Annotated in this window: 24 protein-coding genes; 15 read left to right on the forward strand and 9 right to left on the reverse strand. The window is 53.1% G+C overall.

Features of this window, described 5'->3' with window-relative positions; all coding sequences use genetic code 11:
- Positions 1–11: 11 nt before the first annotated feature.
- Both V6E55_RS08280 and V6E55_RS08285 read right to left on the reverse strand, forming a co-directional pair.
- Positions 12–707, reverse strand: coding sequence for a response regulator (locus V6E55_RS08280; RefSeq protein ID WP_129995039.1), 696 nt, complete (start codon positions 705–707; stop codon positions 12–14).
- Positions 691–2,331 (reverse strand): ATP-binding protein, encoded by a 1,641-nt coding sequence (locus tag V6E55_RS08285; RefSeq protein WP_114979951.1) that lies wholly within the window; start codon positions 2,329–2,331, stop codon positions 691–693. The genes V6E55_RS08280 and V6E55_RS08285 overlap by 17 nt, the downstream gene beginning before the upstream one ends.
- Positions 2,332–2,509: 178 nt before the next feature.
- Between V6E55_RS08285 and yjdI the strand changes: the two genes are divergently transcribed.
- Positions 2,510–2,740 carry a 4Fe-4S mono-cluster protein YjdI gene (gene yjdI / locus V6E55_RS08290; protein ID WP_316942565.1) on the forward strand — a complete coding sequence of 77 codons (231 nt, stop codon included), beginning with the start codon at positions 2,510–2,512 and terminating at the stop codon, positions 2,738–2,740.
- Between the two features lie 10 nt (positions 2,741–2,750).
- Positions 2,751–3,023 (forward strand): GNAT family N-acetyltransferase, encoded by a 273-nt coding sequence (locus V6E55_RS08295; protein WP_028016938.1) that lies wholly within the window; start codon positions 2,751–2,753, stop codon positions 3,021–3,023.
- A 27-nt stretch (positions 3,024–3,050) separates the two neighbouring features.
- Here V6E55_RS08295 and V6E55_RS08300 read toward each other — a convergent pair whose 3' ends face one another.
- Positions 3,051–3,662, reverse strand: coding sequence for a LysE family translocator (locus V6E55_RS08300; protein WP_316942566.1), 612 nt, complete (start codon positions 3,660–3,662; stop codon positions 3,051–3,053).
- Between the two features lie 115 nt (positions 3,663–3,777).
- On the opposite strand from V6E55_RS08300, the gene V6E55_RS08305 reads away from it, so the two are divergent.
- Positions 3,778–4,248, forward strand: coding sequence for an Lrp/AsnC family transcriptional regulator (locus V6E55_RS08305; protein ID WP_114978561.1), 471 nt, complete (start codon positions 3,778–3,780; stop codon positions 4,246–4,248).
- A gap of 36 nt (positions 4,249–4,284) precedes the next feature.
- Here V6E55_RS08305 and V6E55_RS08310 read toward each other — a convergent pair whose 3' ends face one another.
- Entirely contained in the window at positions 4,285–5,514 is a 1,230-nt protein-coding gene (locus V6E55_RS08310) for an amino acid permease (protein ID WP_129995042.1), read from the reverse strand.
- Positions 5,515–5,632: 118 nt separating this feature from the next.
- Entirely contained in the window at positions 5,633–6,094 is a 462-nt protein-coding gene (locus tag V6E55_RS08315) for a multidrug/biocide efflux PACE transporter (protein WP_129997061.1), read from the reverse strand.
- Positions 6,095–6,199: 105 nt separating this feature from the next.
- Here V6E55_RS08315 and V6E55_RS08320 point away from each other — a divergent pair, with 105 nt between their 5' ends.
- The 7 genes from V6E55_RS08320 (at position 6,200) to V6E55_RS08350 (ending at position 14,081) form a co-directional block, all read left to right on the forward strand.
- Complete coding sequence (locus tag V6E55_RS08320) at positions 6,200–7,066, forward strand: LysR family transcriptional regulator (protein WP_114978564.1); 867 nt, start codon at positions 6,200–6,202, stop codon at positions 7,064–7,066.
- Positions 7,067–7,159: 93 nt separating this feature from the next.
- Complete coding sequence (locus V6E55_RS08325) at positions 7,160–8,338, forward strand: acetyl-CoA C-acetyltransferase (protein WP_316942567.1); 1,179 nt, start codon at positions 7,160–7,162, stop codon at positions 8,336–8,338.
- A 237-nt stretch (positions 8,339–8,575) separates the two neighbouring features.
- Positions 8,576–9,412 carry a 5-dehydro-4-deoxy-D-glucuronate isomerase gene (gene kduI, locus V6E55_RS08330; protein WP_316942568.1) on the forward strand — a complete coding sequence of 279 codons (837 nt, stop codon included), beginning with the start codon at positions 8,576–8,578 and terminating at the stop codon, positions 9,410–9,412.
- 63 nt (positions 9,413–9,475) lie between these two features.
- Complete coding sequence (gene kduD / locus V6E55_RS08335) at positions 9,476–10,237, forward strand: 2-dehydro-3-deoxy-D-gluconate 5-dehydrogenase KduD (RefSeq protein ID WP_114978567.1); 762 nt, start codon at positions 9,476–9,478, stop codon at positions 10,235–10,237.
- A gap of 294 nt (positions 10,238–10,531) precedes the next feature.
- A complete protein-coding gene (gene araE / locus V6E55_RS08340; protein ID WP_286168813.1) occupies positions 10,532–11,965 on the forward strand; it encodes an arabinose-proton symporter AraE in 1,434 nt (477 codons plus the stop codon).
- Positions 11,966–12,174: 209 nt separating this feature from the next.
- Positions 12,175–13,299, forward strand: coding sequence for an LPS O-antigen length regulator Wzz(fepE) (gene wzz(fepE), locus V6E55_RS08345; protein WP_236921159.1), 1,125 nt, complete (start codon positions 12,175–12,177; stop codon positions 13,297–13,299).
- Positions 13,300–13,388: 89 nt separating this feature from the next.
- Positions 13,389–14,081, forward strand: coding sequence for an aspartate/glutamate racemase (locus tag V6E55_RS08350; protein ID WP_316942585.1), 693 nt, complete (start codon positions 13,389–13,391; stop codon positions 14,079–14,081).
- A 27-nt stretch (positions 14,082–14,108) separates the two neighbouring features.
- Here the strand turns inward: V6E55_RS08350 and V6E55_RS08355 are convergent, their stop codons facing one another.
- The gene (locus V6E55_RS08355) at positions 14,109–14,507 is read right to left on the reverse strand and encodes a winged helix-turn-helix transcriptional regulator (protein ID WP_237995180.1); all 399 of its coding nucleotides are present in this window, start codon (positions 14,505–14,507) and stop codon (positions 14,109–14,111) included.
- 189 nt (positions 14,508–14,696) lie between these two features.
- Here V6E55_RS08355 and V6E55_RS08360 point away from each other — a divergent pair, with 189 nt between their 5' ends.
- Positions 14,697–15,245 (forward strand): flavodoxin family protein, encoded by a 549-nt coding sequence (locus V6E55_RS08360; RefSeq protein WP_028016925.1) that lies wholly within the window; start codon positions 14,697–14,699, stop codon positions 15,243–15,245.
- 20 nt (positions 15,246–15,265) lie between these two features.
- Here the strand turns inward: V6E55_RS08360 and V6E55_RS08365 are convergent, their stop codons facing one another.
- Positions 15,266–16,198 (reverse strand): LysR family transcriptional regulator, encoded by a 933-nt coding sequence (locus V6E55_RS08365; protein ID WP_236921160.1) that lies wholly within the window; start codon positions 16,196–16,198, stop codon positions 15,266–15,268.
- Positions 16,199–16,320: 122 nt separating this feature from the next.
- On the opposite strand from V6E55_RS08365, the gene lysA reads away from it, so the two are divergent.
- Complete coding sequence (gene lysA / locus V6E55_RS08370; RefSeq protein ID WP_316942570.1) at positions 16,321–17,583, forward strand: diaminopimelate decarboxylase; 1,263 nt, start codon at positions 16,321–16,323, stop codon at positions 17,581–17,583.
- On the opposite strand, the gene V6E55_RS08375 is transcribed toward lysA, so the two are convergent.
- Entirely contained in the window at positions 17,553–18,590 is a 1,038-nt protein-coding gene (locus V6E55_RS08375; protein WP_114978574.1) for a LacI family DNA-binding transcriptional regulator, read from the reverse strand. The genes lysA and V6E55_RS08375 overlap by 31 nt on opposite strands.
- Before the next feature lie 233 nt (positions 18,591–18,823).
- On the opposite strand from V6E55_RS08375, the gene V6E55_RS08380 reads away from it, so the two are divergent.
- On the forward strand, positions 18,824–19,309 hold the full coding sequence (locus tag V6E55_RS08380) for a GNAT family N-acetyltransferase (RefSeq protein WP_236921162.1): 486 nt from the start codon (positions 18,824–18,826) through the stop codon (positions 19,307–19,309).
- Here the strand turns inward: V6E55_RS08380 and galR are convergent.
- On the reverse strand, positions 19,270–20,286 hold the full coding sequence (gene galR, locus V6E55_RS08385) for an HTH-type transcriptional regulator GalR (protein WP_316942572.1): 1,017 nt from the start codon (positions 20,284–20,286) through the stop codon (positions 19,270–19,272). The genes V6E55_RS08380 and galR overlap by 40 nt on opposite strands.
- Before the next feature lie 425 nt (positions 20,287–20,711).
- Between galR and aas the strand changes: the two genes are divergently transcribed.
- Positions 20,712–22,871, forward strand: a complete 2,160-nt coding sequence (gene aas / locus V6E55_RS08390; protein ID WP_316942574.1) for a bifunctional acyl-ACP--phospholipid O-acyltransferase/long-chain-fatty-acid--ACP ligase — start codon at positions 20,712–20,714, stop codon at positions 22,869–22,871.
- The gene (lplT, locus tag V6E55_RS08395; protein ID WP_028016918.1) at positions 22,864–24,057 is read left to right on the forward strand and encodes a lysophospholipid transporter LplT; all 1,194 of its coding nucleotides are present in this window, start codon (positions 22,864–22,866) and stop codon (positions 24,055–24,057) included. Before aas ends, lplT begins: the two co-directional genes overlap by 8 nt.
- The last annotated feature ends 5 nt before the right edge of the window (positions 24,058–24,062 follow it).

Below are 24,062 nucleotides of genomic sequence, written 5' to 3' on the forward strand. Positions count from 1 at the left end.
ACGGTTGCGGATTACGGTTTATCGGGGGCTTTGCGGTATAACCTTCGTGGATGACCAATGTTGCCATACAGCATCTCGACGCTGATTAACCCACTTTCCACGCAGTATTCAAGATAGCGACGTCCCGTGGTTTTGCTGATCCCGACGTTCTCCACGACCTCTTCCACCGACATCGCACTGTCGGGATTATCGGCGAAAAATTGTTTCATCCGTTCCAGCGTTTGGGGCTCAATACCTTTCGTCGACGGGGTGAGAGAGGATTCCGCAGCAGGTAGATTAAACAGGCGATCCAGCGCATGCTGGTCGACGACCTTCACCTGCTGCACGGTATGGATGAAGCGCATAAACCGCTCAAGGGAGGCATGCAGACGCTGGAAAAAGACGGGCTTAATCAGATAGTCGAACGCACCGCTGCGCATGGCATGGCTGCAGGTCTGCATATCGCTGGCGGCGGTGATGAAGATCACCGAGCATTCGTAGCTTTTCAGTAGTGGGTTGTCGATTAACTCCACGCCTTTACCGTCCGGGAGATAGTTATCCAGCAATATCAGCCGCGGCTGATGCTCACGAATCAGGTTACAGGCCTGCTCAATCGACGCGGCGATGCCCACCACACGTAAGTGAAAATTCTGCTCTATGTACTCACGATGCAGCTCCGCCAGGTGCGGTTCATCTTCAACTATCACAACATCAAGTGCTCGGGTCATGCTGTTGCCCATTCGGAATAAACACAGAAAAAATAGTGCCTTGTGGCGTGTTGTCGGCGATCTCTATGCTGCCGCCCGCTTTCTCGATATAGCCTGCCACCAGAAACAGGCCAATACCGTGCTCTGTACCCACAATGTCGTTCTCGCTTTCTGGTTTACTGCTGAAACCATGGCGGAAAATATGCGGTTTCAGTGCATCATCCACCCCGCAGCCCCTGTCGGCCACCTCAATCAGCAGCTCCTGGTTGCGGTCAGAAATGTAGATCTCCACCGGGGCGTGAACGGAGGCCTTCAGGGTGGCATCCACGGCGTTATCCAGCAAATTACCGATCACGGACATTAGCTCCGTTTCGTTGATGGCGGCCGGCATGCGGGTGAGCTGGCAAGCGGGATCAAACAGCAGTTCAATGCCTTTTTCACGTGCGCTGACATATTTCCCTAACAGCAGCCCACACAGTGCCGGAGAGGCAAAATGGGCCGAGACAAAGTCCAGCACTTTTTGGGCGCCTTCTGACTGCAACTGGATGTAACGGATCGCCTCGTCATAGTGTTTCATCTGCAGCAATCCCACCAGCGTGGCGGTCCAGTTCAGCTGTTCGTGGCGCATAATGCGCAGGTTATCCGCATAGCGCTTGATCTGACTGAGCTGACTGCTGAGTGTGTTAATGTCATTTTTGTCGCGAAAACTATATACCCAACCACTCTCGACACCCGGTTCTACCTCAATCCCCACGCGGTTAACGATCACCTCCCGCTGATTAAGCACCGCAATCTGGTCATGGCTGCCGCTGCTCACTGAAGCGTAGCGCTGAGACAGGAATCCTGGAGAGGTTTGCAGAACCTCTTCCAGTGGTTTGCCGATAAGTTCTTTCTCACTTTGCCGAATATCCAGCATTTCTCGTGCGGCGCGGTTAATGAGAATCAACTGCTTCTCTTCATTGACGGCAAAAATTCCTTCATACATAGCTTCCAGCAATGCTCTTTGTTGCAAGACCAGTTGAGCGATATCTTTCGGCTCAAGCCGGAACATCTGCTTTTTAAGATTGCGGGTAAACAGCCAGGAGAAAATAAACAGCAACAACAGGAGGCCAATACCGTATAACCCGGATTGCCAGAGAATGCGGGCATTAATATTGGCAATATATGAGGTCAGATAGCCGACTGAGACAATCCCAATCACCTGATGCTGAGCGTTGAAGATGGGCGCTTTACTGCGTAGCGACACGCCAATTCCACCCTGACGCACGGAAATAATGGTTTTTCCTTTTAATACCTCCGCATTATCCCCACCGATCATCGGTAAATTGATGCGCTCCGGGGATTCTGAATGATAGAGGTGCTGCTCCCGGGTATCGCCAATCACAATATAACTGGCATCGCTTTCGGCACGCAGCGGCTGGATTAGCCGGGCGATACCGGGGATATCTCTGGCTGCAACCATTGTCGCCAGACCTGGCATCAGCGCGATCTGACTGGCCTGAACCCGGGCTCGCTGGCCAAGATCGTGATGGAGTTGGCGGTCAATAAAATGAAACAGGATCGTTCCCAACAAAACTAACAGCAGGCAGGAGAAGCACACCAGCGCTAAAAAAAGCTTTACCTGAAAAGAGAGTCTGCGTTTCATTCAACCTGCGATAGCCATTTAAACGTGAGACATTTGCGAAGCCTGACATGCGTAATAGGGGGACGCAATCTGGCATGAAAAGAGTTGTGACCTGGATTTTCGTTTTCGGTGTTATAGCCATCAGGATCTCGTAAGGCTATGCTTCATTTCATACCAGAATAATTACAGAGGTAATGTCATGGATAAAGAACTACTGGATGCAGGTTACCGGGCCTATACCGGCGAGAAAATTGATATTTACTTCAACACCGGGATCTGTAAACACTCAGGTAACTGCGTACGCGGTAGCGCTAAGCTGTTTAACCTGAAACGTAAACCGTGGATCATTCCGGATGAAGTGGACGTTGAAACAGTGATACGTGTGATTGATACCTGCCCGAGCGGTGCGTTGAAGTATCGCCAAAAATAAGCGAGGAACCATGGATATTCTGGAAGGCCATAACAAGTTTTACGTGAACGATGCTCACGGAAATCAGGTCGCGGAGATTGTCTTCGTACCGACCGGCGAGCACCTGAGCATTATTGAGCACACCGACGTTGATCCGAGCCTGAAAGGGCAGGGCGTTGGCAAACAGCTGGTGGCGAAAGTGGTGGAGAAGATGCGCGGTGAGAACCGTAAAATTATTCCGCTATGTCCGTTTGCTAAACATGAGTTTGATAATACGCGGGAATATGACGATATTCGGGCGTAAATAACACCGGCGATGGCCGGTGTTTTTTTATATTACCTGCTCAAACAGCAATACCATCGCTATCAGCACCATCAACCCTCCCGATGCCCTGCTCACCAGACGCGCCGCCTGTGGTCGGGTCGCCAGCACGGCTTTCGAGCCATACCCCACCAGCAGGTAGACCAGCGTACAGGTGATAAGATGCATCATCCCAAGCGCAGTCATCTGCATCGCTATCGACCAACTTCCGGTTGGGTCTGTAAATTGCGGAAGCAGGGCCAGGAACAGCAAAAAAACTTTCGGGTTTAGGCCGCTAATACAGAGTCCTTTCACCGCCCACTGTGTCCAGTTTCCCGTATGACGGGTGGCTTTTTCCGGTGCAGCCGGGTGACGCAATAACGTTATGCCAAGCCACAGGAGATACAGGGCTCCCGCCACGGTTAACCCGGCTAACGCCAGTGGATGTTGAGCAATTAAAACGCCCACGCCCGCAACCACTATCATCGTAGCCAGCAGATGACCGGACATCAGTCCCATCACAGCCGGGACCACGCGTCGACCGTTAATCCCGGCACTAATGGCATAGGCCCAGTCCGCCCCCGGCGTCATGATAAGCAGAAAAGAAACCACCCAAAAGCCGGCCACAATACTCATTTCCATCGTCCTGAAGACTCCCGCAGTGCGTCAAACGTTGAGAAAAAGAATATCGCTAACCCTGCGAAATAGGCTTTCAATGTTATGCTCATAACACGGTAAAACTGAGAAAATCTTCCACATGGATAGCATTGATCGAAAAATTCTTGCTGAGCTGCAATCTGACGGTCGTTTATCACTTACGGAGCTGGCAGAGCGGGTGAATTTGAGCCTCTCGCCGTGCCATCGTCGCGTGCGGGCGCTGGAGCAAAGCGGGGCCATAACGGGATACCGCGCCAGCCTCGATCCCGCCAAAATGGGATTTAATTTCCTGGCGATAGTCTTTGCGACGCTTAAAGAGGGTGACAGAAAAGCGGTTAGCGCCTTTGAAGATGCGGTGGAAGAGATACCGCAAATCGTGCTGGCACAGCGTTTGTTTGGCGATCCCGATTATCTGATGCACGTCGTAACGCGTGACCTGTCGGCATTTCAAAAACTCTATGACGAGAAACTCTCAGCGATGCCTGGCGTGCAGCATCTTCGCTCGACGCTGGTAATGAAAACGGTCGTTCAGGACAGACCTTTTCCGCTGGAGACGACGGGACGAGACTGAATGGCATGCCCGGCAAAACGCCGGGCACGAAAGGGATTAGCCGACAAACATCACCGACACGCACAGCACACCGACGATCAGCGTCAGCAGGTTGCCAATGGAACGGTACTGTTTCAGGGACGGGATCAGATACGTCGACAGCGTCGGCATGATAAACAGGATCATGGCGATAAGCGGACCGCTGATGGCATAAATCATCGAAATGGCATTCGGGTTAATGCAGCAGACTGCAAAGGTGATTAACGACACCCCCATAATGGAAATCGCGCGGTTAAAGGCGCGGCTCTTTTTCACGCCCACCTGATTCAGCGACGACTTCACGATCTCCGTCGCCCCTTCAATCACGCCAAAATAGGTGCCGAGGAACGATTTCGACATCGCAATAATTGCCACGATAATCCCGGAAATACCCAGCCACGCCGGAGAGGAAGGCATCATCGACAGCGCGGACAGGATCGTAACCCCTTGCTCTTTGGCGGTCACAATATACGACGGTGGAATAGAGAGCAGGCAGCTGAAGACAAAGAACAGCACGCTCAGGCAGATAATGAGGTACGCCACCTTCATGATTTTCTTGCATTTATCCATAGCGCCGTCAGCAAACTTCTCACGACGGTCAACGGCAAACGTTGAGATAATCGGAGTATGGCTGAAAGCAAAAACCATCACCGGAATCGAAATCCATACCTGATGCAGGGTATGACGATCGACGGTCATTTGGCTGGTCAGCAGCGACGGCTGCCAGCTTCCGGTCAGATAGAGCGAGACAAACAGGAAATAGGCAATCAGCGGAAACACCAGGAAGCCCATCACTTTTATCGTGATATGTCGTCCCATCAGGAATATCAGATTAAGAACCAGCACCACCCCCAGGCTGACCAGTACGCGAACGGCGGTATCCACCGTCAGGTGTTTTGCCAGTTGCTCCGTGAGCGAGTTAGTGATGGCCACCGCATAAATCTGCACCACCACAAAGAAGGCGATGAAATAGAGCGTGGTGATCAGATTGCCAATCTTCCTGCCGTAATAGTGCGATACGGCGCCGGTGATCCCTTCATTGCCTTTTGTTTTCGATGACAGGATAAATTGTGCCAGCGCTCTGTGCGGCCAGTAGGTTAACGGATAAGCCACAAGGGCGGTAATAAACAGGACGATAGCGCCTGCGGAGCCCAGCTGAATAGGCAAGAACAGCGTTCCTGCGCCCACGGCCGTGCCGTAGAGAGCGAAACTCCAGAGAGTCTCATCTTTTGACCAAATTTTCGACATTAGAGCAACGTATCAACTATCAAACCATCGGAATGGAGTGCAATTTACCATAGTTATGCGTGGAGAGCGCAGTTGCTTCGACGGAGTTTGGCCGGACCAGTTGTCCGGCCAGGGGGAGTTAGCCTGCCAGGGCGCGTCGTTGCTGACGACGCTTAAGGAATTTTTCACGTAACGTGTCATATGCCCAGTTGTAGAACATGGAGTAAGGCAGGAAGAACAGGAAGAAACCTATTTCCAGCGTGAATGCCTCTAGCAGCGTGACGCCCAGCACAGCGGCGACAATCGTCAGGCCGATCACGATGAACCCGCATTCGAACCCCAGGGCATGCAGCGCACGGACTTTTGCCGTACGTTTGACGCGCTGAACTGGCCAGAAACGATCGAAGCCGAAGTTATAAATAATGTTCCACAGCATGGCGGTGGTGGCCAGAATAATGGCTAACCCGCCCATCTCAACCACGGAACGCTGCATGAGCCACGCCGCCGTAGGGGCGAGGATCGCCGTGGCAATCCCTTCGAAACAGATAGCATGAAAGATCCGCTCCGGCAGTTTACGTTGGAGTGCATCCTGGTGTTGCATAGTCATAGACCTCGTTAATTCGCCAGTATGGGCGTTGATGGGGCCTATTTTTATCGTTAAAGCTGATATATTAAAGATGGTATCCATCGTAAAAGTAGATAGATCATGCGCTATTCCCCCGAAGCCCTTACTGCGTTTGTTGAAACCGTCGCGGCAGGTTCTTTTTCTGCTGCCGCACGCCGGTTGCGTAAAAGCCAGTCGACGATCAGCACGTCCATTGCCAATCTTGAAGCCGATCTGGGTTTCGAGCTTTTTGACCGCTCGGCGCGCCAGCCGGTGTTGACGGCTCAAGGGGAGCAGGTGCTGGGCTATGTGCAGGCTATCCTCGCCGCCAGCACGCGGCTTGATGAGCTGGCAGTATCATTAACGGCACAAACGGAGGCGCGTCTGACATTTGTCCTTTCCGATACCCTCAATCCGGATGTGCTGGAAGATCTCATGAACCAGTTTGACCGGCGCTTTCCTCATACGGAATTCGAATGCCTGATTGGCGAAGAAGAGGACGTCATCGATCTGCTGCAAAAGGAACGCGCACAGGTTGGACTGACGGAAGCGCGGGACAGTTACCCTACGGATATCGGCGTCACCCGGCTGCCGATGCAAACCCGCATGGCAATATATGTTGCGACCACGCATCCTCTGGCCGGCCAACCTGAAATTCAGGCTGACGAACTGCACGGCTGGCGGGAGTTGCGGCTCAGCACCTATCTTGAGCGCGAGGCGACGCTCGCGCGCGGGCCCGTCTGGTCAGCCCCGAATTACCTGTTACTCTTGAGTATGGCAGTACAGGGATTTGGCTGGTGCGTGTTGCCGTGCGCACTGGTGGAAGAATTTGCCGCCGCGAAATCGTTGGTACAGTTAAATGTCCCCGGCTGGCCACGAGCGACAGGGATCGATCTGCTATGGAATAAACGATCCCCACCAGGTATTGCCGGAAGCTGGCTGCGGCAGTATCTGCAGGATGCACGCTGATCCTTGTGATTAAACTCACTATTTTTAAACAATTAAGATAATTGCCAGTAACAATCCTCTACTATCGTCATGTCATTTAACACAGAGGTCGTGATGAAAGATGTCGTAATAGTGGGTGCGTTGCGTACAGCTATCGGCTGTTTTCAGGGAGCGCTTGCGCGTCACTCGGCGGTTGACCTGGGTAGCGTGGTAGTAAAAGCGCTGGTGGAACGTAGCGGGATCGCAGCCCATGAAATTGATGAGGTGATCCTGGGACAAGTTCTGACTGCCGGAGCCGGGCAAAACCCTGCGCGGCAGGCGGCGCTGAAAGGCGGGTTGCCCAATACCGTCTCCGCAATCACCATTAACGACGTCTGTGGATCAGGCTTAAAAGCGCTACATCTTGCAACGCAAGCCATTCAGTGCGGTGAAGCGGATGTGGTCATTGCGGGCGGACAAGAGAACATGAGCCGCGCCCCACACGTATTGACCGACAGCCGTACCGGCGCACAGTTGGGCAATAGCCAGTTGCTTGATAGCCTGGTGCATGACGGGCTGTGGGATGCATTCAATGATTATCATATGGGTGTGACGGCGGAAAACCTGGCGCGAGAGTACGGCATCAGCCGTGAGCTGCAGGATGCTTATGCGCTAAGCTCACAGCAAAAGGCGCGCGCGGCGATTGATTCCGGCCGTTTTCGCGATGAAATTGTCCCGGTCAGTACGCAGCGTCAAAACGGCGAGGTTATCGTCGTGGATACCGATGAGCAGCCGCGTACCGACGCCAGCGCTGAAGGCCTGGCAAGGCTTAACCCTGCTTTTGAAATGCAAGGGTCGGTTACGGCGGGAAATGCTTCCTCCATTAATGATGGTGCAGCGGCCGTCATGATGATGAGCGAAAGCAAAGCCCTTGAGCTGAATCTCCCTGTATTAGCCCGCATCAAGGCGTTTGCCAGCGTGGGTGTTGATCCTGCGTTAATGGGGATCGCGCCGGTTTATGCCACCCGTCGCTGTCTTGGTCGTGCTGGGTGGCAGCTCTCAGATGTGGATCTGATAGAGGTAAACGAAGCCTTTGCCGCGCAGGCGATCTCGGTCGGCAAAATGCTGGAGTGGGATCCACTGCGGGTAAACGTCAACGGCGGGGCGATCGCGCTGGGACATCCTATTGGTGCGTCTGGCTGCCGGATCCTGGTATCGCTGGTCCACGAAATGAAAAAGCGGAACGCCCGTAAAGGCATTGCCACACTCTGTATCGGTGGCGGGCAGGGGGTGGCGCTGGCCATCGAACGCTAACCTTTTCTCATTGCAAGAAACCTCCTGCGGGAGGTTTTTTTATGGTGCTGTTTTTTCTCAATCTCCATTTATCGTGATCCAGGTGTCATTTCCGATACAAACAAAAATAAAAATGAAACGTTGTTTTAAATATAATTGAAAAGCCCACTTTATGCCGATAGTATGTGTTCATTACAAAAACGGAACGCTGTTTCGTTTATCTTTTGCCTTCGGGCATGACCACATCTGGAGGTTATCGTGGACATCAGACAAAGCATCCACAGTGCGCACGCCAAAACGCTGGATACTCAAGGGCTGCGTAATGAGTTTTTAGTCGAACAGGTGTTCGAGGCCGACAAGTACACCATGGTCTACAGTCACATCGACCGCATTATTGTGGGCGGGATTATGCCAGTCACGAAAACCGTCTCCGTGGGTGGCGAAGTGGGTAAACAGCTGGGCGTAAGCTATTTTCTGGAACGCCGCGAGCTGGGGGTTATTAACATCGGTGGGCCCGGCACGATCACCGTAGACGGACAGTGCCACGAGATTGGTCATCGTGAGGCATTATATGTTGGCAAAGGTGCGAAAGAAGTGGTCTTTGCCAGCATAGACGGCAACAAGCCCGCGAAGTTTTACTACAACTGCGCCCCGGCTCACTTTACCTACCCAACCAAAAAAGTCACCCCGGCAGACGTAGCCCCTGTAACGCTTGGCGATAACCTCACCAGCAACCGCCGCACCATCAATAAATACTTCGTGCCGGATGTACTGGAGACCTGTCAGCTCAGCATGGGGCTGACCGAACTCGCGCCGGGCAACCTGTGGAACACCATGCCGTGCCATACCCACGAGCGCCGCATGGAAGTCTATTTCTATTTCAACATGGACGAAGACGCCTGCGTATTCCACATGATGGGGAAACCTCAGGAAACACGTCATATCGTCATGCACAACGAGCAGGCCGTGATTTCACCGAGCTGGTCTATCCATTCTGGTGTCGGGACAAAGGCCTATACCTTTATCTGGGGAATGGTCGGTGAAAATCAGGTCTTTGATGATATGGACCATGTCGCGATTAACGATCTGCGCTAGTCGCGGGCAGTGAAGCATAAACCTGCCTGTGAGTGACAGGCGTTGAAAGAGTAAGGAATAAACATGATTCTGGATGCATTCTCTCTGCAGGGGAAAGTGGCTGTGGTTTCCGGGTGTGACACCGGGCTGGGTCAGGGGATGGCGTTAGGTCTGGCGGAGGCGGGCTGCGATATCGTGGGGATTAATATCGTTGAACCGACTGAAACCATTGAACGCGTGACGACGCTGGGCCGCCGTTTCCTGAGCCTGACTGCCGATCTGCGTAAAATCGACGCCATTCCTGAACTGCTGGAACGTGCTGTCGCGGAATTCGGGCATATCGACATTCTGGTGAACAATGCCGGACTGATTCGCCGTGAAGATGCGATTAATTTCACGGAACGCGACTGGGACGACGTGATGGATCTGAACATCAAGAGCGTGTTTTTTATGTCCCAGGCTGCGGCGAAGCACTTCATTGCGCAAGGGAAAGGCGGCAAGATCATTAATATTGCCTCGATGCTCTCTTTCCAGGGCGGTATCCGCGTGCCGTCATACACCGCTTCAAAGAGCGCCGTGATGGGTGTAACGCGCCTGCTGGCGAACGAATGGGCGAAACATAATATCAACGTCAATGCGATTGCCCCGGGTTACATGGCGACCAACAACACGCAGCAGTTGCGTGCGGATGAACAGCGTAGCGCGGAAATCCTTGAACGTATTCCGGCTGGCCGTTGGGGGCTGCCGGGTGATCTGATGGGGCCGGTTGTATTTCTGGCATCACCGGCCTCGGACTATATCAATGGCTACACCGTGGCGGTTGATGGCGGTTGGCTGGCACGATAAACCCGCTTCAGGCAAATACCTCTGCTTTTAGGTGGAGGTTTTTTTTGCCCAAAAATTGTCAATGTCCATATTGGAAAACACGAAAAATCCATACTGAAAAGGCATGAATGACTCGCGTCACACTTTTAATTTTTAGAAATTAAAGAGTTAATAAAAGAATGTGATTATTCAGCATTGGTTGAAATTGTAATGTCCATCACAGATCACTATGTCGCAGCGAAATAGTCCATATCTTCACCTTTTCCCGCCTGACACTTTTTTTCGCTATCTCGTAATTTCACTTAACGAATTTCGCTGTTCAGGCAGGAAACTATGACCTCTATAAATGACTCAACCCTTATGCCCGCTGCGTTACGCGATACCCGCCGCATGAACCAGTTTGTCTCTATTGCGGCCGCGGTAGCGGGCTTGTTATTTGGACTGGATATCGGCGTGATTGCCGGTGCATTACCGTTTATTACCGATCACTTCACGCTGAGTAGCCGTCTGCAGGAGTGGGTGGTGAGCAGCATGATGCTCGGTGCCGCCATCGGTGCGCTGTTTAATGGCTGGCTCTCGTTCCGCCTTGGACGCAAATACAGCCTGATGGTCGGGGCGATTCTGTTTGTTGCCGGCTCCATTGGTTCCGCGTTTGCCACGAACGTTGAAGTATTGCTGCTTTCCCGTGTGTTGCTCGGTGTGGCGGTCGGGATTGCTTCGTATACGGCGCCGCTCTATCTCTCCGAAATGGCGAGTGAGAACGTACGTGGCAAGATGATCAGTATGTATCAGTTGATGGTGACGCTGGGTATTGTTTTGGCGTTCCTGTCTGATACCTACTTCAGCTACAGCGGCAACTGGCGCGCGATGCTCGGCGTGCTGGCTTTACCAGCACTGGTGCTGATTGTACTGGTGATTTTCTTGCCGAATAGCCCGCGTTGGCTGGCGCAAAAAGGGCGTCATGTGGAGGCCGAAGAGGTGCTGCGCATGTTGCGTGATACTTCGGAAAAAGCACGGGAAGAGCTGAACGAGATCCGCGAAAGTCTGAAGTTGAAGCAGGGAGGCTGGGCGTTATTTAAGATCAACCGCAACGTACGCCGTGCGGTGTTCCTCGGCATGTTACTGCAGGCAATGCAGCAGTTCACCGGGATGAATATCATCATGTACTACGCGCCACGCATATTCAAAATGGCGGGGTTCACTACCACAGAACAGCAGATGATGGCCACCCTGGTGGTGGGTCTTACCTTTATGTTCGCCACTTTTATTGCGGTGTTCACCGTGGATAAAGCCGGACGTAAACCGGCACTCAAAATTGGCTTCAGCGTGATGGCGCTCGGTACATTGATCCTCGGATACTGCCTGATGCAGTTTGATAACGGCACGGCCTCAAGTGGTCTTTCCTGGCTCTCCGTCGGTATGACCATGATGTGTATTGCCGGGTATGCGATGAGCGCCGCGCCTGTGGTGTGGATCTTGTGCTCCGAAATTCAGCCGCTCAAATGTCGTGACTTTGGCATCACCTGTTCCACGACCACCAACTGGGTGTCGAATATGATCATTGGTGCGACATTCCTGACGTTGCTGGACGCAATTGGCGCGGCGGGAACATTCTGGCTCTACACCGTATTGAACGTAGCATTTATTGGGGTCACATTCTGGTTAATTCCAGAAACTAAAGGGGTGACGCTGGAGCATATTGAACGCAAGCTGATGGCGGGGGAGAAACTGCGTAATATCGGCGTGTAATCGTATTGCCAGTTTAAGCGTTTAATAGATGTCAGAGTTGGTGAAATGATGTTTTGTTACAATAATAACGTGATGAAACTCACTACCAACTCTGGCAGGGGGAGCTAAATAGAGGGATTTGAACTTAAGATAATTCTGAAGATATTGTATCATCGGACCACTCTTATTGATTGCGCAATATGCACAGCGTCCTATAAAGAAGAATGGTTATGTCTGAGATGGATATCAAAAAAAGCACCGATCTTGATTTTCCCCGCTATGCAACCCCAGCTGTAAACACCAAAGAAATAGATCTTTTGGGACTATTAGAGGTGCTTTTTGCGGCAAAAAAACGCATCATCGCCGTCACTCTTGCGTTTGCACTGGTGGGGCTGGCCGTTTCATTTTTGCTGCCGCAGAAATGGACCAGTAAAGCGGTGATCACTCAGGCAGAACAGTCGCAGTGGAACCCATTACGCCAGATGATGGTTACGCTACAGGTGCTTGACGTGGATGCGAAGATTTCCCGCCCGGAAGTCTTTGATCTGTTTATTAAAAAGTTTCAGTCGCAGTCATTGCTTGAAGAGTATCTGAAATCCTCTTCTTACGTGATGTCGCAGCTTAAAGACGCCGAGGTCGATCCACTCGAACTGCATCGTGCTATCGTCAATATCTCAGACAAAATGAAAGCAGTGAATGACACGCAGGCGAAAGACGCGGAAAAAATGCCTTATGTCTCATGGACATTGAGCTTCACAGCACCTCAGGCTGGTGATGCGCAAACTGTCCTGGAGGGATATATCAATTATATTGCAGCTATTGTCGAAAAAGAGACACTGCAGAACATCCGTAATCAGATCGCCCTGAAAACAAAGGCTGTTGAGCAGCAGCTGGAACTGGATCGTGTCCGTCTGACCAATGCTCACAACACCAACCTGCAGCGACTTAATTATTCGCTGAAAGTGGCAAATGCGGCAGGGATTAAGAAGCCGGTCTATAGCAACGGGCAGGCAGTAAAAGATGACCCGGATTACTCCGTTGCGCTTGGGTCTGACGGTATTGCGCAAAAACTGCAGATTGAAAAAAATCTGAAGGACGTGACCGAGTTGAATGCGGACTTCCAGAACCGGGAATTCTACCTGGCGCAGCTGAAAAAATTGTCCTTCTCAGATATCAAACTTGAACCATTCCGCTACCAGCTTTCGCCTTCCATGCCGGTGAAGAAAGATGGTCCAGGCAAAGCGCTGATTGTCCTTCTGGCGACTATACTTGGTGGTCTTTTTGCTTGCGGCAGCGTTTTATTGCGCGAAGCGATGCTCACACGTAACCCGCTGACGGAGCCGGTGACGGAATAAACTCTGCAGGTTAAAAAGGCGCTGAATACAGCGCCTTTTTTTATTGGCGCCGGTTGTGTTAAAAGAGAGAACAGAGATAAGGAGGGATGATGAAAACGATCGGCCTGTTAGGTGGGATGAGCTGGGAATCGACAATCCCCTATTACCGCCTGATTAATGAAGGGGTAAAGCAGCGTCTGGGCGGCCTGCACTCCGCAAGCCTGCTGCTGCACAGCGTTAATTTCCATGAAATCGAGGCCTGCCAGTCGAACGGTGAATGGGATAAAGCCGGGGAGATCCTGGCACAGGCGGCGCTGGGGCTGGAGCGTGCGGGAGCAGAGGGAATTTTGCTCTGTACGAACACCATGCATAAAGTCGCTTCCCGGATCGAAGAGCGTTGCTCGCTGCCCTTCCTGCATATCGCCGATGCGACCGGGCGTAAAATTGCTGCATCCGGAATGTCGCGTGTGGCACTGCTGGGTACGCGCTATACCATGGAGCAGGATTTCTATCGCGGTCGCTTGAGTAGTGAGTTTGGGATTGAAAGCCTGATCCCTGATGAGGCTGACCGGGCACGCATCAATCAGATTATCTTTGATGAGCTTTGCCTGGGGACATTCAGTGAACCTTCCCGCGCGTATTACGTCAGCGTGATCGAGAAGCTTGCACAGCAGGGGGCAGAAGGTGTGATCTTTGGCTGTACTGAGATCGGCTTACTGGTTCCGGTAGCGCGTAGTTCAATCCCGGTGTTTGATACCACAGCGATTCATGCTGCCGATGCCGTGGAGTTTATGCTCTCCTGAGCGGGCTTGCCCCGGGAACGTCCCGGCTCAGGTCTGTGCATTGGCGGCGTCATAAGCGGATTGCGCCGCCACAATCGCATCCATATTACTTTCCACCCAGTGTGCCAGCACGGTCACTGTTTCGGTTAGCGCCTGTCCCAGCGGCGTCAGACTGTACTCCACTGTCACCGGTACCGTCGCGAAAACCTCACGTGAAACCAGCCCATCGCGTTCCAGCTTGCGTAATGCCTGGGTCAGTACCTTTTTGGTGATCCGCTGAATATCCCGTTGCAGATGGTTAAAGCGCATTGGTCCGTTTTCAAGACGCGCGAGGATCAGCAGCGCCCATTTGTCGGCGATACGCGCCAGCACGTCGCGGGTAGGGCAGCGTTCATCGAACACGTTATAAGGAGGCATCTCCTTTTTCAGTACAACAGACTCAGTCATGGTGGTTCCCTCGAGGTAACCAGGTGAGGTAAAAGTGCCTTCTTACGCCCGCGAATATTTGCGTGTATAAAACGACGTAAGGTTTCTATTTGATACCAGGGAACCGAAAATGGCAACTGCTCGCAGAGCAATTTTAAAACCGTCTTAAACTTTTGACTCACAAGGCAATATTGCATCAGGAGATCTATTATGAGCGTTGTAGTTATCTATTATTCTGGCTACGGCCACACCCAACGTGTTGCTGAAACAGTCGCAGAGGGCGCGCAGGCTGAACTGATTGCCATCGACAGCAATGGTGAAATTCAGGAAAGCGACTGGCAAAAATTGAACGAAGCAAAGGCGATTATTTTTGGCGCACCAACTTACATGGGCGGTGTGCCGTGGCAGTTTAAGAAATTTGCTGATGCCACCTCTAAAGCCTGGTTCGTACGCAGCTGGCAGGACAAAGTGTTTGCGGGCTTCAGTAACAGTGCGAGCCTTAACGGTGACAAGCAAGTTTCCCTGCAATACCTGCAAACGCTGGCATCGCAGCATGGTGGGATCTGGGTGAGCCTGGGTCTGCCACCATCGAATACGCAGGCTGCAACGCGTCAGGATATCAACAACCTCGGTGGCTCTGTCGGGCTGCTGGTACAGTCTCCGTCAGATGCGGATGCTGGCGCGATTGCCAGCGGCGATCTGCAAACGGCAGTAAAATTCGGTGAGCGTGTTGCCGCTGTGGCTAAGCGTTTTAACTGAGTCAGAGGACGCCCGCTGGTTTAGTCGGGCGTCTTTTCCAGCACCTTCTTCAGTTGTGCGGTTAGCGTGCTTAGCCCACTTTGTAGATGTTCGCTGAACGCTTCTACCAGCGCAGAGGCCGGGCGATGCAGCGGGCGGATCAGGCTGACGGTAAAGGGGACTGAAACGCTAAACTGTCGAACCACAATTCCACTTCCCGCATAATCCAGCGCCGTGAGCGGATTAACCACTGAGACGCCCACGCCTGCACGAACCATTGCGCAAATAGATGCTGCACTGTGCGTTTCGACCACCATTCTTCGTTTCACCTGATGCTCGGTAAAGAGCATATCCAGCAGCTGTCGGTAGCTGTCCGTCTGTGACAGGCTAATGTAGTTCTCGCCGTGGAAATCCACAGGGGTCAGGACGCTTTTTTTAGCCAGGGGATGACCCGCAGGCAGGACGCAGACCTCATCTAACGCCAGTAATTCTGTGCGCTGCGTTCCCGCCGGTGTGGCGAGGGTTTCGGTTAATCCCAGATCATGACGCTGCGCCGAAAGCCACTCTTCAAGCAACGGTGACTCCTGCGGGACGATGGTGAGGTTCACCTCGGGATAACGGGCCAGAAAAGGCTGTATCAGCATCGGCAGAAACGACTGCGAAAACACGGGCAGACAGACAATCGACAACTCGCCCTGGCGAAATTCACGTAAGCTTTCCGCCGCGCTGACAATTCGGTCCAGCCCGTACCAGGAGCGCTGAACTTCCTCGAACAGACGCAACCCTTGCACCGTTGGGTGTAACCTGCCACGGGTGCGTTCAAACAGCTTCAACCCAAGTACTTGCTCGAAGCGTGCCAGTTCCCGGCTCACTGTCGGCTGTGAGGTATGCAGCATCTGCGCGGCTTCGGTGAGATTACCGGTGGTCATCACAGCGTGAAAAATCTCAATATGGCGTAAGTTGACGGCGGGCATAGGGCACCTGAAAGCAGACGAGTATCCATATCATTTTTGCATAGACTCTCGATAAAACGATATTTTTTATTCTTTTTCCGCTGTGGCGTAATCATAAAAAATGAATTTATCCGGAGAAGACCATGCCACGCCCACTCAACCAGACTGATACCGATTTGAACGCTGAAAACCTGCTGCGCTTGCCAGCCGAGTTTGGCTGTCCGGTTTGGGTCTACGACGCGCAGATCGTTCGCGAGAAGATCGCCGCTCTCCATCAGTTTGACGTGGTGCGCTTTGCTCAAAAGGCATGCTCCAATATTCACATTCTGCGCCTGATGCGTGAGCAGGGCGTAAAAGTGGATTCCGTTTCACTGGGTGAAATCGAGCGTGCGCTGGTGGCCGGGTTTGATCCGAAAGCCGATCCAGATGCGATCGTCTTCACTGCCGATGTGATCGACGATGCGACGCTTGCGCGCGTACATGAATTGCAGGTACCGGTGAATGCCGGGTCTGTGGATATGCTTGAGCAGCTAGGCCAGGTTTCGCCAGGTCATCGCGTCTGGTTACGTGTGAACCCGGGCTTTGGTCATGGTCATAGCCAAAAAACCAACACCGGCGGCGAAAACAGCAAACACGGTATCTGGTATGCCGATATGCCAGCCGCGCTTGACGTGTTGCAGCGTTATAACCTGAAGCTGGTCGGCATTCATATGCACATTGGCTCTGGCGTGGATTATGCTCATCTTGAGCAGGTCTGCGGGGCAATGGTGCGTCAGGTTGTCGATTTTGGTCAGGATCTGGAGGCCATCTCTGCAGGTGGCGGGCTTTCTATTCCTTACCGTGAAGGTGAAGAGGCGATCGATACCGATCACTATTACGGTCTGTGGAGCGCCGCGCGTGACCAGATCGCTGCGCATCTTGGTCACGCTGTGAAACTGGAAATTGAGCCGGGTCGTTTCCTGGTTGCCGAAGCCGGTGTATTGGTGGCGCAGGTACGCAGTGTGAAAGAGATGGGTTCACGCCATTTCGTGTTGATTGATGCCGGTTTTAACGATCTGATGCGTCCGTCCATGTACGGCAGCTATCACCACATAACGGCACTGGCTGCCGATGGTCACGATTTAACGCACGCACCGCGCCGTGAGACGGTCGTTGCGGGGCCGCTGTGTGAATCGGGTGACGTGTTCACTCAGCAGGAAGGTGGCAAAGTGGAAACCCGCGCGCTGCCAGAGGTCAAACCGGGCGATTATCTTGTACTGCACGATACCGGTGCCTACGGGGCTTCTATGTCATCTAACTACAATAGTCGCCCGCTGCTGCCGGAAGTGCTGTTTGATAACGGCAAGGCACGGCTGATCCGCCGTCGCCAGACCATTCAGGAACTGCTGACACTGGAACTCATTTGATTAAAGTACGGCCCCGTGGTGACCGAATCGCGAAGTACCAGCGTGCCGGTAAACGGTGGGATCGCATCGACGGGCTGGTTTTTTGCCAGCCTGATGGCCTGATCGATAGCAGTGACAATCATATTGTCGATGGGCAGATAAACCGATGAAAGTGCAGGTTCCAGCCATTTCGCGCTTGGGGCGTCGTCAAAACCAAACAGCGAAATATCCTGCGGGATCTTAAGCCCCGCCTGGTGTAACGCTTTGGATGCACCCAGCGCCATATCATCATTACAGGCAAACAGGGCGCTAAACGACACACCATCGGCAATGAGCTCTTTACACAGCTCATATCCCCGCGTCATTCCCGCATCGCCATACTTTACCCGGCGTTCGTCCAGACGAATGCCGTGCTTTTCCAGCGCCTTACGGTAGCCCATCAGTCTCGCTTTCCCGGTTGGGGTATGGATCGGGACGGTGATACAGGCGATCTCCCGGTGACCCTGATTGATCAGGTAATCCACTGCCTTAAAGGCAGCATCCTGTTGTTCGAAGAAAACGCAGCGATCCGGCGCCTGGCTGACTTCACGGTTGATGACCACCAGCGGGGTTTGCACGGTATTCATCAGTTTGATAATCGCTTTTTCGCTCATATAGCGCGTGTACAGCACAATGGCATCACATTTGCGATCGGCCAGCATCTGCACTGCCTGCTCTTCCTGCTCCGGCGCGTCGTGTCCATCCGTGACGATCAGCTGTTTCCCGTGGGTTTCAGTCTGCCGCGATGCCTGTTGCAGAAGGCGACCAAAGTAAAAGCCATCGAAGGTTGATACGACCAGACCAATGCTGTTACTGGTCTGGTTAGCCAGTGAACGCGCGAGAAAGTTCGGGCGGTAACCCAGCTCTTCCATCGCAGCAAACACTTGCTGACGCGTACTCTCTTTAACCTGACCTGTGCCGTTCAGTACGCGCGATACCGTGGCCTTCGACACGCCCGCACGCAGTGAGACATCCAGCATTGTTGCCATTCTACATTCCTGCTTCCACGTAATGGTCTGCAGTTTAACACAGACCTCGCAGCGTATAAGCGATGCGGGGGACGCAAAACTTCTGCCACGATCACGCTTTTTGGTAACGATCCGCCCGTCGACATAACGGCCTGCCCGCAGTCAACGAAAATGGCCGGGTTCTGGTAAAATAGTGAACAAACTGGCCGGGGGGCATCAGGCCTGAATATCGAACTGAAAAACGCAGGTAAAACATGGATAAGGCTGACATTCTGCCGCTTTACGCCGCACCGCAGTATGCGGAGCAAGTGACCGACTGGATCTGGCACGCCTTTGGTGAGGGGCTTCCCCGGGCGTTTTTTCATAGCATTGTTGAGCACAGCCAGACGGCGGGTGCCTTGCCATTGACCTTTATTGCTGTGCAAAACGAACAGCTTCTTGGCACGGTGGGGCTCTGGCGCTGCGATCTGATCACCCGGCAGGATCTCTTCCCGTGGCTGGCGGCGTTGTACGTTGACGAAGCGGCGCGTGGCAAAGGGTTAGCCGGGCAACTCCAGCAGCATGTTATGACCTATGCTGCTCAGGCAGGGTATCGCGAGCTGCATTTGTGGTCTGCCTGCCGTGACTTCTATGAACGTTACGGCTGGCAGTATATTGGCGATGCACTGGAGTACCCGAATAAAACGGTACACCTTTACCGCTATTCCTCTCCTGCTTCTGCAGGCGATGCTACGGAGTGACGACGCACTAAAGTCGGGCTGAAGAGATGGGTAATGTCCGGTGGCTGGCGTTTCTCAGCCAGCGCTAACGCCAGCTCTGCGGCTTGTGTTGCCATCGTGATGATCGGGTAACGTACCGTTGTCAGGCGCGGGCGCACGTAACGGGAGACCAGCACATCATCAAAACCAATGAGTGAAATTTCTGACGGCACTTCAATCCCGTTGTCATTTAGCACCCCCATTGCCCCGGCGGCCATGGAGTCGTTATAGCAGGCAACGGCGGTGAAATTTCGTCCGCGGCCAAGCAACTCAGTCATGGCCTGCTCACCGCCGCTCTCATCCGGCTCACCGTAGGCTACGAGACGGTCATTACACGGTAGATCGTTTTCGCGCAAGGCATCGTAGTAGCCTTGCAGTCGATCTTCCGCATCAGAAATGGGGTGGTTTGAACAGAGATAACCAATTCGTGTGTGTCCCTGTTGAATCAGATGGCGGGTGGCGAGCCAGGCGCCATAGCGGTCGTCGAGCGCCACGCAGCGTTTTTCAAACCCGGGAATAATACGGTTGATGATCACCATGCCGGGGATCTGCTTCATCAGATGAATAAGTTCAGCATCGGGAAGCATTTTGGCGTGAACAACCAGCGCCGCGCAGCGGTGGCGGATAAGCTGTTCAATGGCCTGGCGTTCTTTTTGTTCATTATGGTAGCCATTACCAATCAGCAAAAAATTGCCTGTCTGATAAGACACTTGCTCCACCGCTTTAACCATCGCGCCGAAAAAGGGATCAGACACATCACCCACGACCAGCCCAATGGTTTCAGTGGACTGCTGGGCGAGCGCGCGGGCATTGGCATTGGGATGGTAGTTCAGGGATTCCATGGCGCTTTGCACAGCCTGGCGTGATGCGTCACTGGCTTTAGGTGAGTCGTTAATCACGCGCGAGACGGTTGCCACCGAAACTCCTGCCAGACGGGCCACATCCTTTATTGTCGCCATTAATTACCTTCTTAGTGGGGGTAAGCGTTTACACACCCGGTAGTGTTGCGGAAAAGCGGTACGCATTCAAGGGGAGTGGATTTCAGTTCTCCACAAACGTGACGCAGAACAACCCTGACGGTGTAATCGTTACACGACCAGTCATGTCTGAATAATGTCAATCTGAACCTTTAGTTACACTTTGCCTCAGGCTGTTGCGATTGTCCGATGGCGAGGAAGTTAAAGAGGTTGATAGAGTTGAGATCCCAGAGGTATTGATTGGTGAGAATTCTTAGTACGGTTTCGTACTCATCTCTTGCACCAACCTGCGCGGATGCGCAGGTTTTTTTTCGCCTCCACTTTAGCTGTCGCTCCTGTATCACTTCTCGTGTAATCTGCCACCATTTACTATCAACCCTTCACACTGGCTGGCAAAGGGAGTTGAGATGCTATTTGGGTTCTTCCGTACACTTTTCCGTATTCTTTTTCGAATCCGCGTCACTGGCGATGCCCAGGCGCTTCGCGGCGAACGCGTTCTTATCACACCAAACCATGTGTCCTTTATAGATGGCATTTTACTGGCGCTGTTTTTGCCTGTGCGTCCGGTGTTTGCGGTTTATACCTCCGTCAGCCAGCAGTGGTACATGCGCTGTCTCACGCCGCTGATTGATTTCGTGCCGCTCGACCCGACAAAACCGATGATGATTAAACATCTGGTACGTCTGGTGGAGCAGGGGCGTCCGGTGGTCATTTTCCCTGAGGGACGCATTTCGGTGACAGGCTCGCTGATGAAAATTTACGACGGCGCGGGGTTTGTGGCGGCGAAGTCAAAAGCGACTGTGGTACCACTGCGTATTGAAGGGGCGGAGTTAACCCGCTTCAGCCGTCTTAAGGGACTGGTAAAGCAACGCCTGTTCCCCAAAATCACGCTGCATATTCTGCCGCCGACCTCGTTACCGATGCCTGACGCGCCGCGTGCCCGCGATCGTCGTAAAATCGCGGGTGAAATGCTGCATCAGATTATGATGGAAGCGCGTATGGCCGTTCGTCCGCGCGAAACGCTGTATGAATCTCTTCTTTCGGCACAGCACCGTTATGGCGCGAAGAAAAACTGTATTGAAGACATCAACTTTACCCCGGATACCTATCGCAAACTGCTGACCAAGACCCTGTTTGTGGGCCGCATTCTGGAAAAATACAGTAAGAAGGGTGAAAAGATTGGTCTGATGCTGCCTAACGCTGGCATCAGCGCGGCGGTGATTTTTGGCGCTGTTTCTCGGGGCCGTATACCGGCGATGATGAACTACACGGCGGGTGTGAAGGGGCTGACCAGCGCCATCACCGCCGCTCAGATTAACACCGTCTTTACCTCCCGCCAGTTCCTCGATAAAGGCAAACTCTGGCATCTTCCTGAACAACTTACCCAGGTACGCTGGGTCTTCCTGGAAGATCTGAAAGCGGACGTGACCACCGGCGACAAGCTGTGGATTTTTGCGCACCTGCTGATGCCGCGTCTGGCGCAGGTCAAACAGCAGCCGGAAGATGATGCGATTATCCTCTTCACTTCGGGTTCAGAGGGCAACCCGAAAGGTGTCGTCCACAGTCACAAGAGTATTCTGGCGAACGTCGAGCAGATCAAAAGCATTGCAGACTTTACTGCGAATGACCGTTTTATGTCCGCGCTCCCGCTGTTCCACTCCTTTGGTCTGACGGTGGGGCTGTTTACGCCGCTGCTGACCGGTGCTGAAGTGTTCCTCTATCCAAGCCCGCTGCATTACCGCATTGTACCGGAGCTGGTGTATGACCGTAACTGCACCGTCCTGTTCGGAACCTCCACTTTCCTGGGTAACTATGCGCGTTTCGCCAACCCGTATGATTTTTATCGTGTGCGGTATGTGGTAGCTGGCGCAGAAAAACTGCAAGAGAGTACGCGTCAAATCTGGCAGGACAAGTTTGGTTTGCGCATTCTTGAAGGCTATGGTGTTACCGAGTGCGCACCGGTAGTCTCGATTAACGTGCCAATGGCAGCAAAACCGGGTACGGTTGGCCGAATTTTGCCGGGGATGGATGCACGCTTGCTGGCTGTGCCAGGCATTGAGGACGGTGGCCGCCTGCAGCTCAAAGGGCCAAACGTGATGAACGGTTATCTGCGTGTGGAAAACCCGGGTGTGCTGGAAGCGCCGACGGCGGAAAACGTTAAGGGTGAGGTCGAAACAGGATGGTATGACACCGGTGATATTGTCCGTTTTGATGAACAAGGTTTCGTGCAGATCCAGGGGCGTGAAAAACGCTTCGCCAAAATCGCCGGTGAAATGGTCTCTCTGGAAATGGTTGAACAACTGGCGACGGCTGTGTCCGCTGACAAACAGCATGCGACAGTGGTGAAGAGTGATGCCAGCAAAGGCGAAGCGCTGGTCCTGTATACCACTGACAGCGAGCTTAAGCGCGAGCAGCTGCTCAAACATGCGCGTGAGCATGGTATTCCTGAGCTGGCGGTGCCGCGTGATATTCGTTATCTGAAGCAACTCCCGGTACTGGGCAGTGGGAAGCCCGATTTCGTGACCCTGAAGAGCATGGTTGAACAGGCGGAACAGCAAAATGCGTGAGTCAGTACACACTAATACATCGCTCAGATCAAAAGGCATGATGGCGGTTATCGCCGCGCAGTTTCTCTCTGCATTCGGTGATAATGCGCTTCTGTTTGCCACTCTGGCGCTGCTGAAAGCCGAGTTTTACCCCGACTGGAGTCAGCCGATCCTGCAGATGGTGTTTGTGGGTGCTTACATTATCTTTGCTCCCTTTGTAGGGCAGGTGGCGGACAGTTTCCCGAAAGGCCGGGTGATGATGTTTGCTAACGGACTGAAATTACTGGGTGCCGCAAGCATTTGTTTTGGTTTTAATCCGTTCATTGGTTATACGCTGGTGGGCATTGGCGCCGCCGCTTACTCTCCGGCGAAATATGGCATCCTCGGAGAGCTGACAACGGGTGATAAGCTGGTGAAAGCCAATGGTCTGATGGAGTCTTCCACCATTGCGGCCATCCTGCTCGGCTCCGTTGCGGGTGGGGTGCTTGCCGACTGGCATGTGCTGGCGGCTCTGGGTGTCTGTGCGGTGGTGTATGGTGGGGCGGTTGTGGCTAACCTGTTTATCCCGAAGCTGCCAGTGGCACGCCCGGGACAATCCTGGCGCTTTAAGCCGATGACCGGCAGTTTCTTCAACGCCTGTCGTGTGCTGTGGCGTAACGGTGAAACGCGCTTCTCCCTGATGGGAACCAGTATGTTCTGGGGAGCGGGTGTCACGCTGCGCTTCCTGCTGGTGCTATGGGTGCCTGTGGCGCTGGGTATCACCGACAATGCGACCCCAACCTACCTTAATGCGATGGTTGCTATCGGGATTGTTGTTGGTGCGGGGGCGGCAGCGAAACTGGTAACGCTTGAGACAGTAGCGCGCTGTATGCCGGCAGGGATCCTGATTGGCGTAGTCGTGCTTATTTTCTCGCTGCAACACGCGTTATTGCCAGCTTATGCCCTCCTAATCCTGATTGGTATTCTGGGTGGATTCTTCGTGGTACCGCTGAATGCGTTACTGCAGGAACGTGGCAAGCAAACTGTCGGTGCAGGCAACGCCATTGCGGTACAAAACCTGGGTGAAAACCTGGCGATGTTGTTAATGCTGGGGCTTTACTCGCTGGCAGTAAAAGTAGGTGTGCCGGTGGTGGGTATTGGCGTCGGGTTTGGTGGGCTGTTTGCGCTGGCGATTGCTGGCTTGTGGATCTGGCAGCGTCGGCGTTGATCTCT

The sequence above is a fragment of the Enterobacter sp. 342 genome (genome assembly GCF_036663495.1).
Taxonomy (GTDB): Bacteria; Pseudomonadota; Gammaproteobacteria; order Enterobacterales; family Enterobacteriaceae; genus Enterobacter.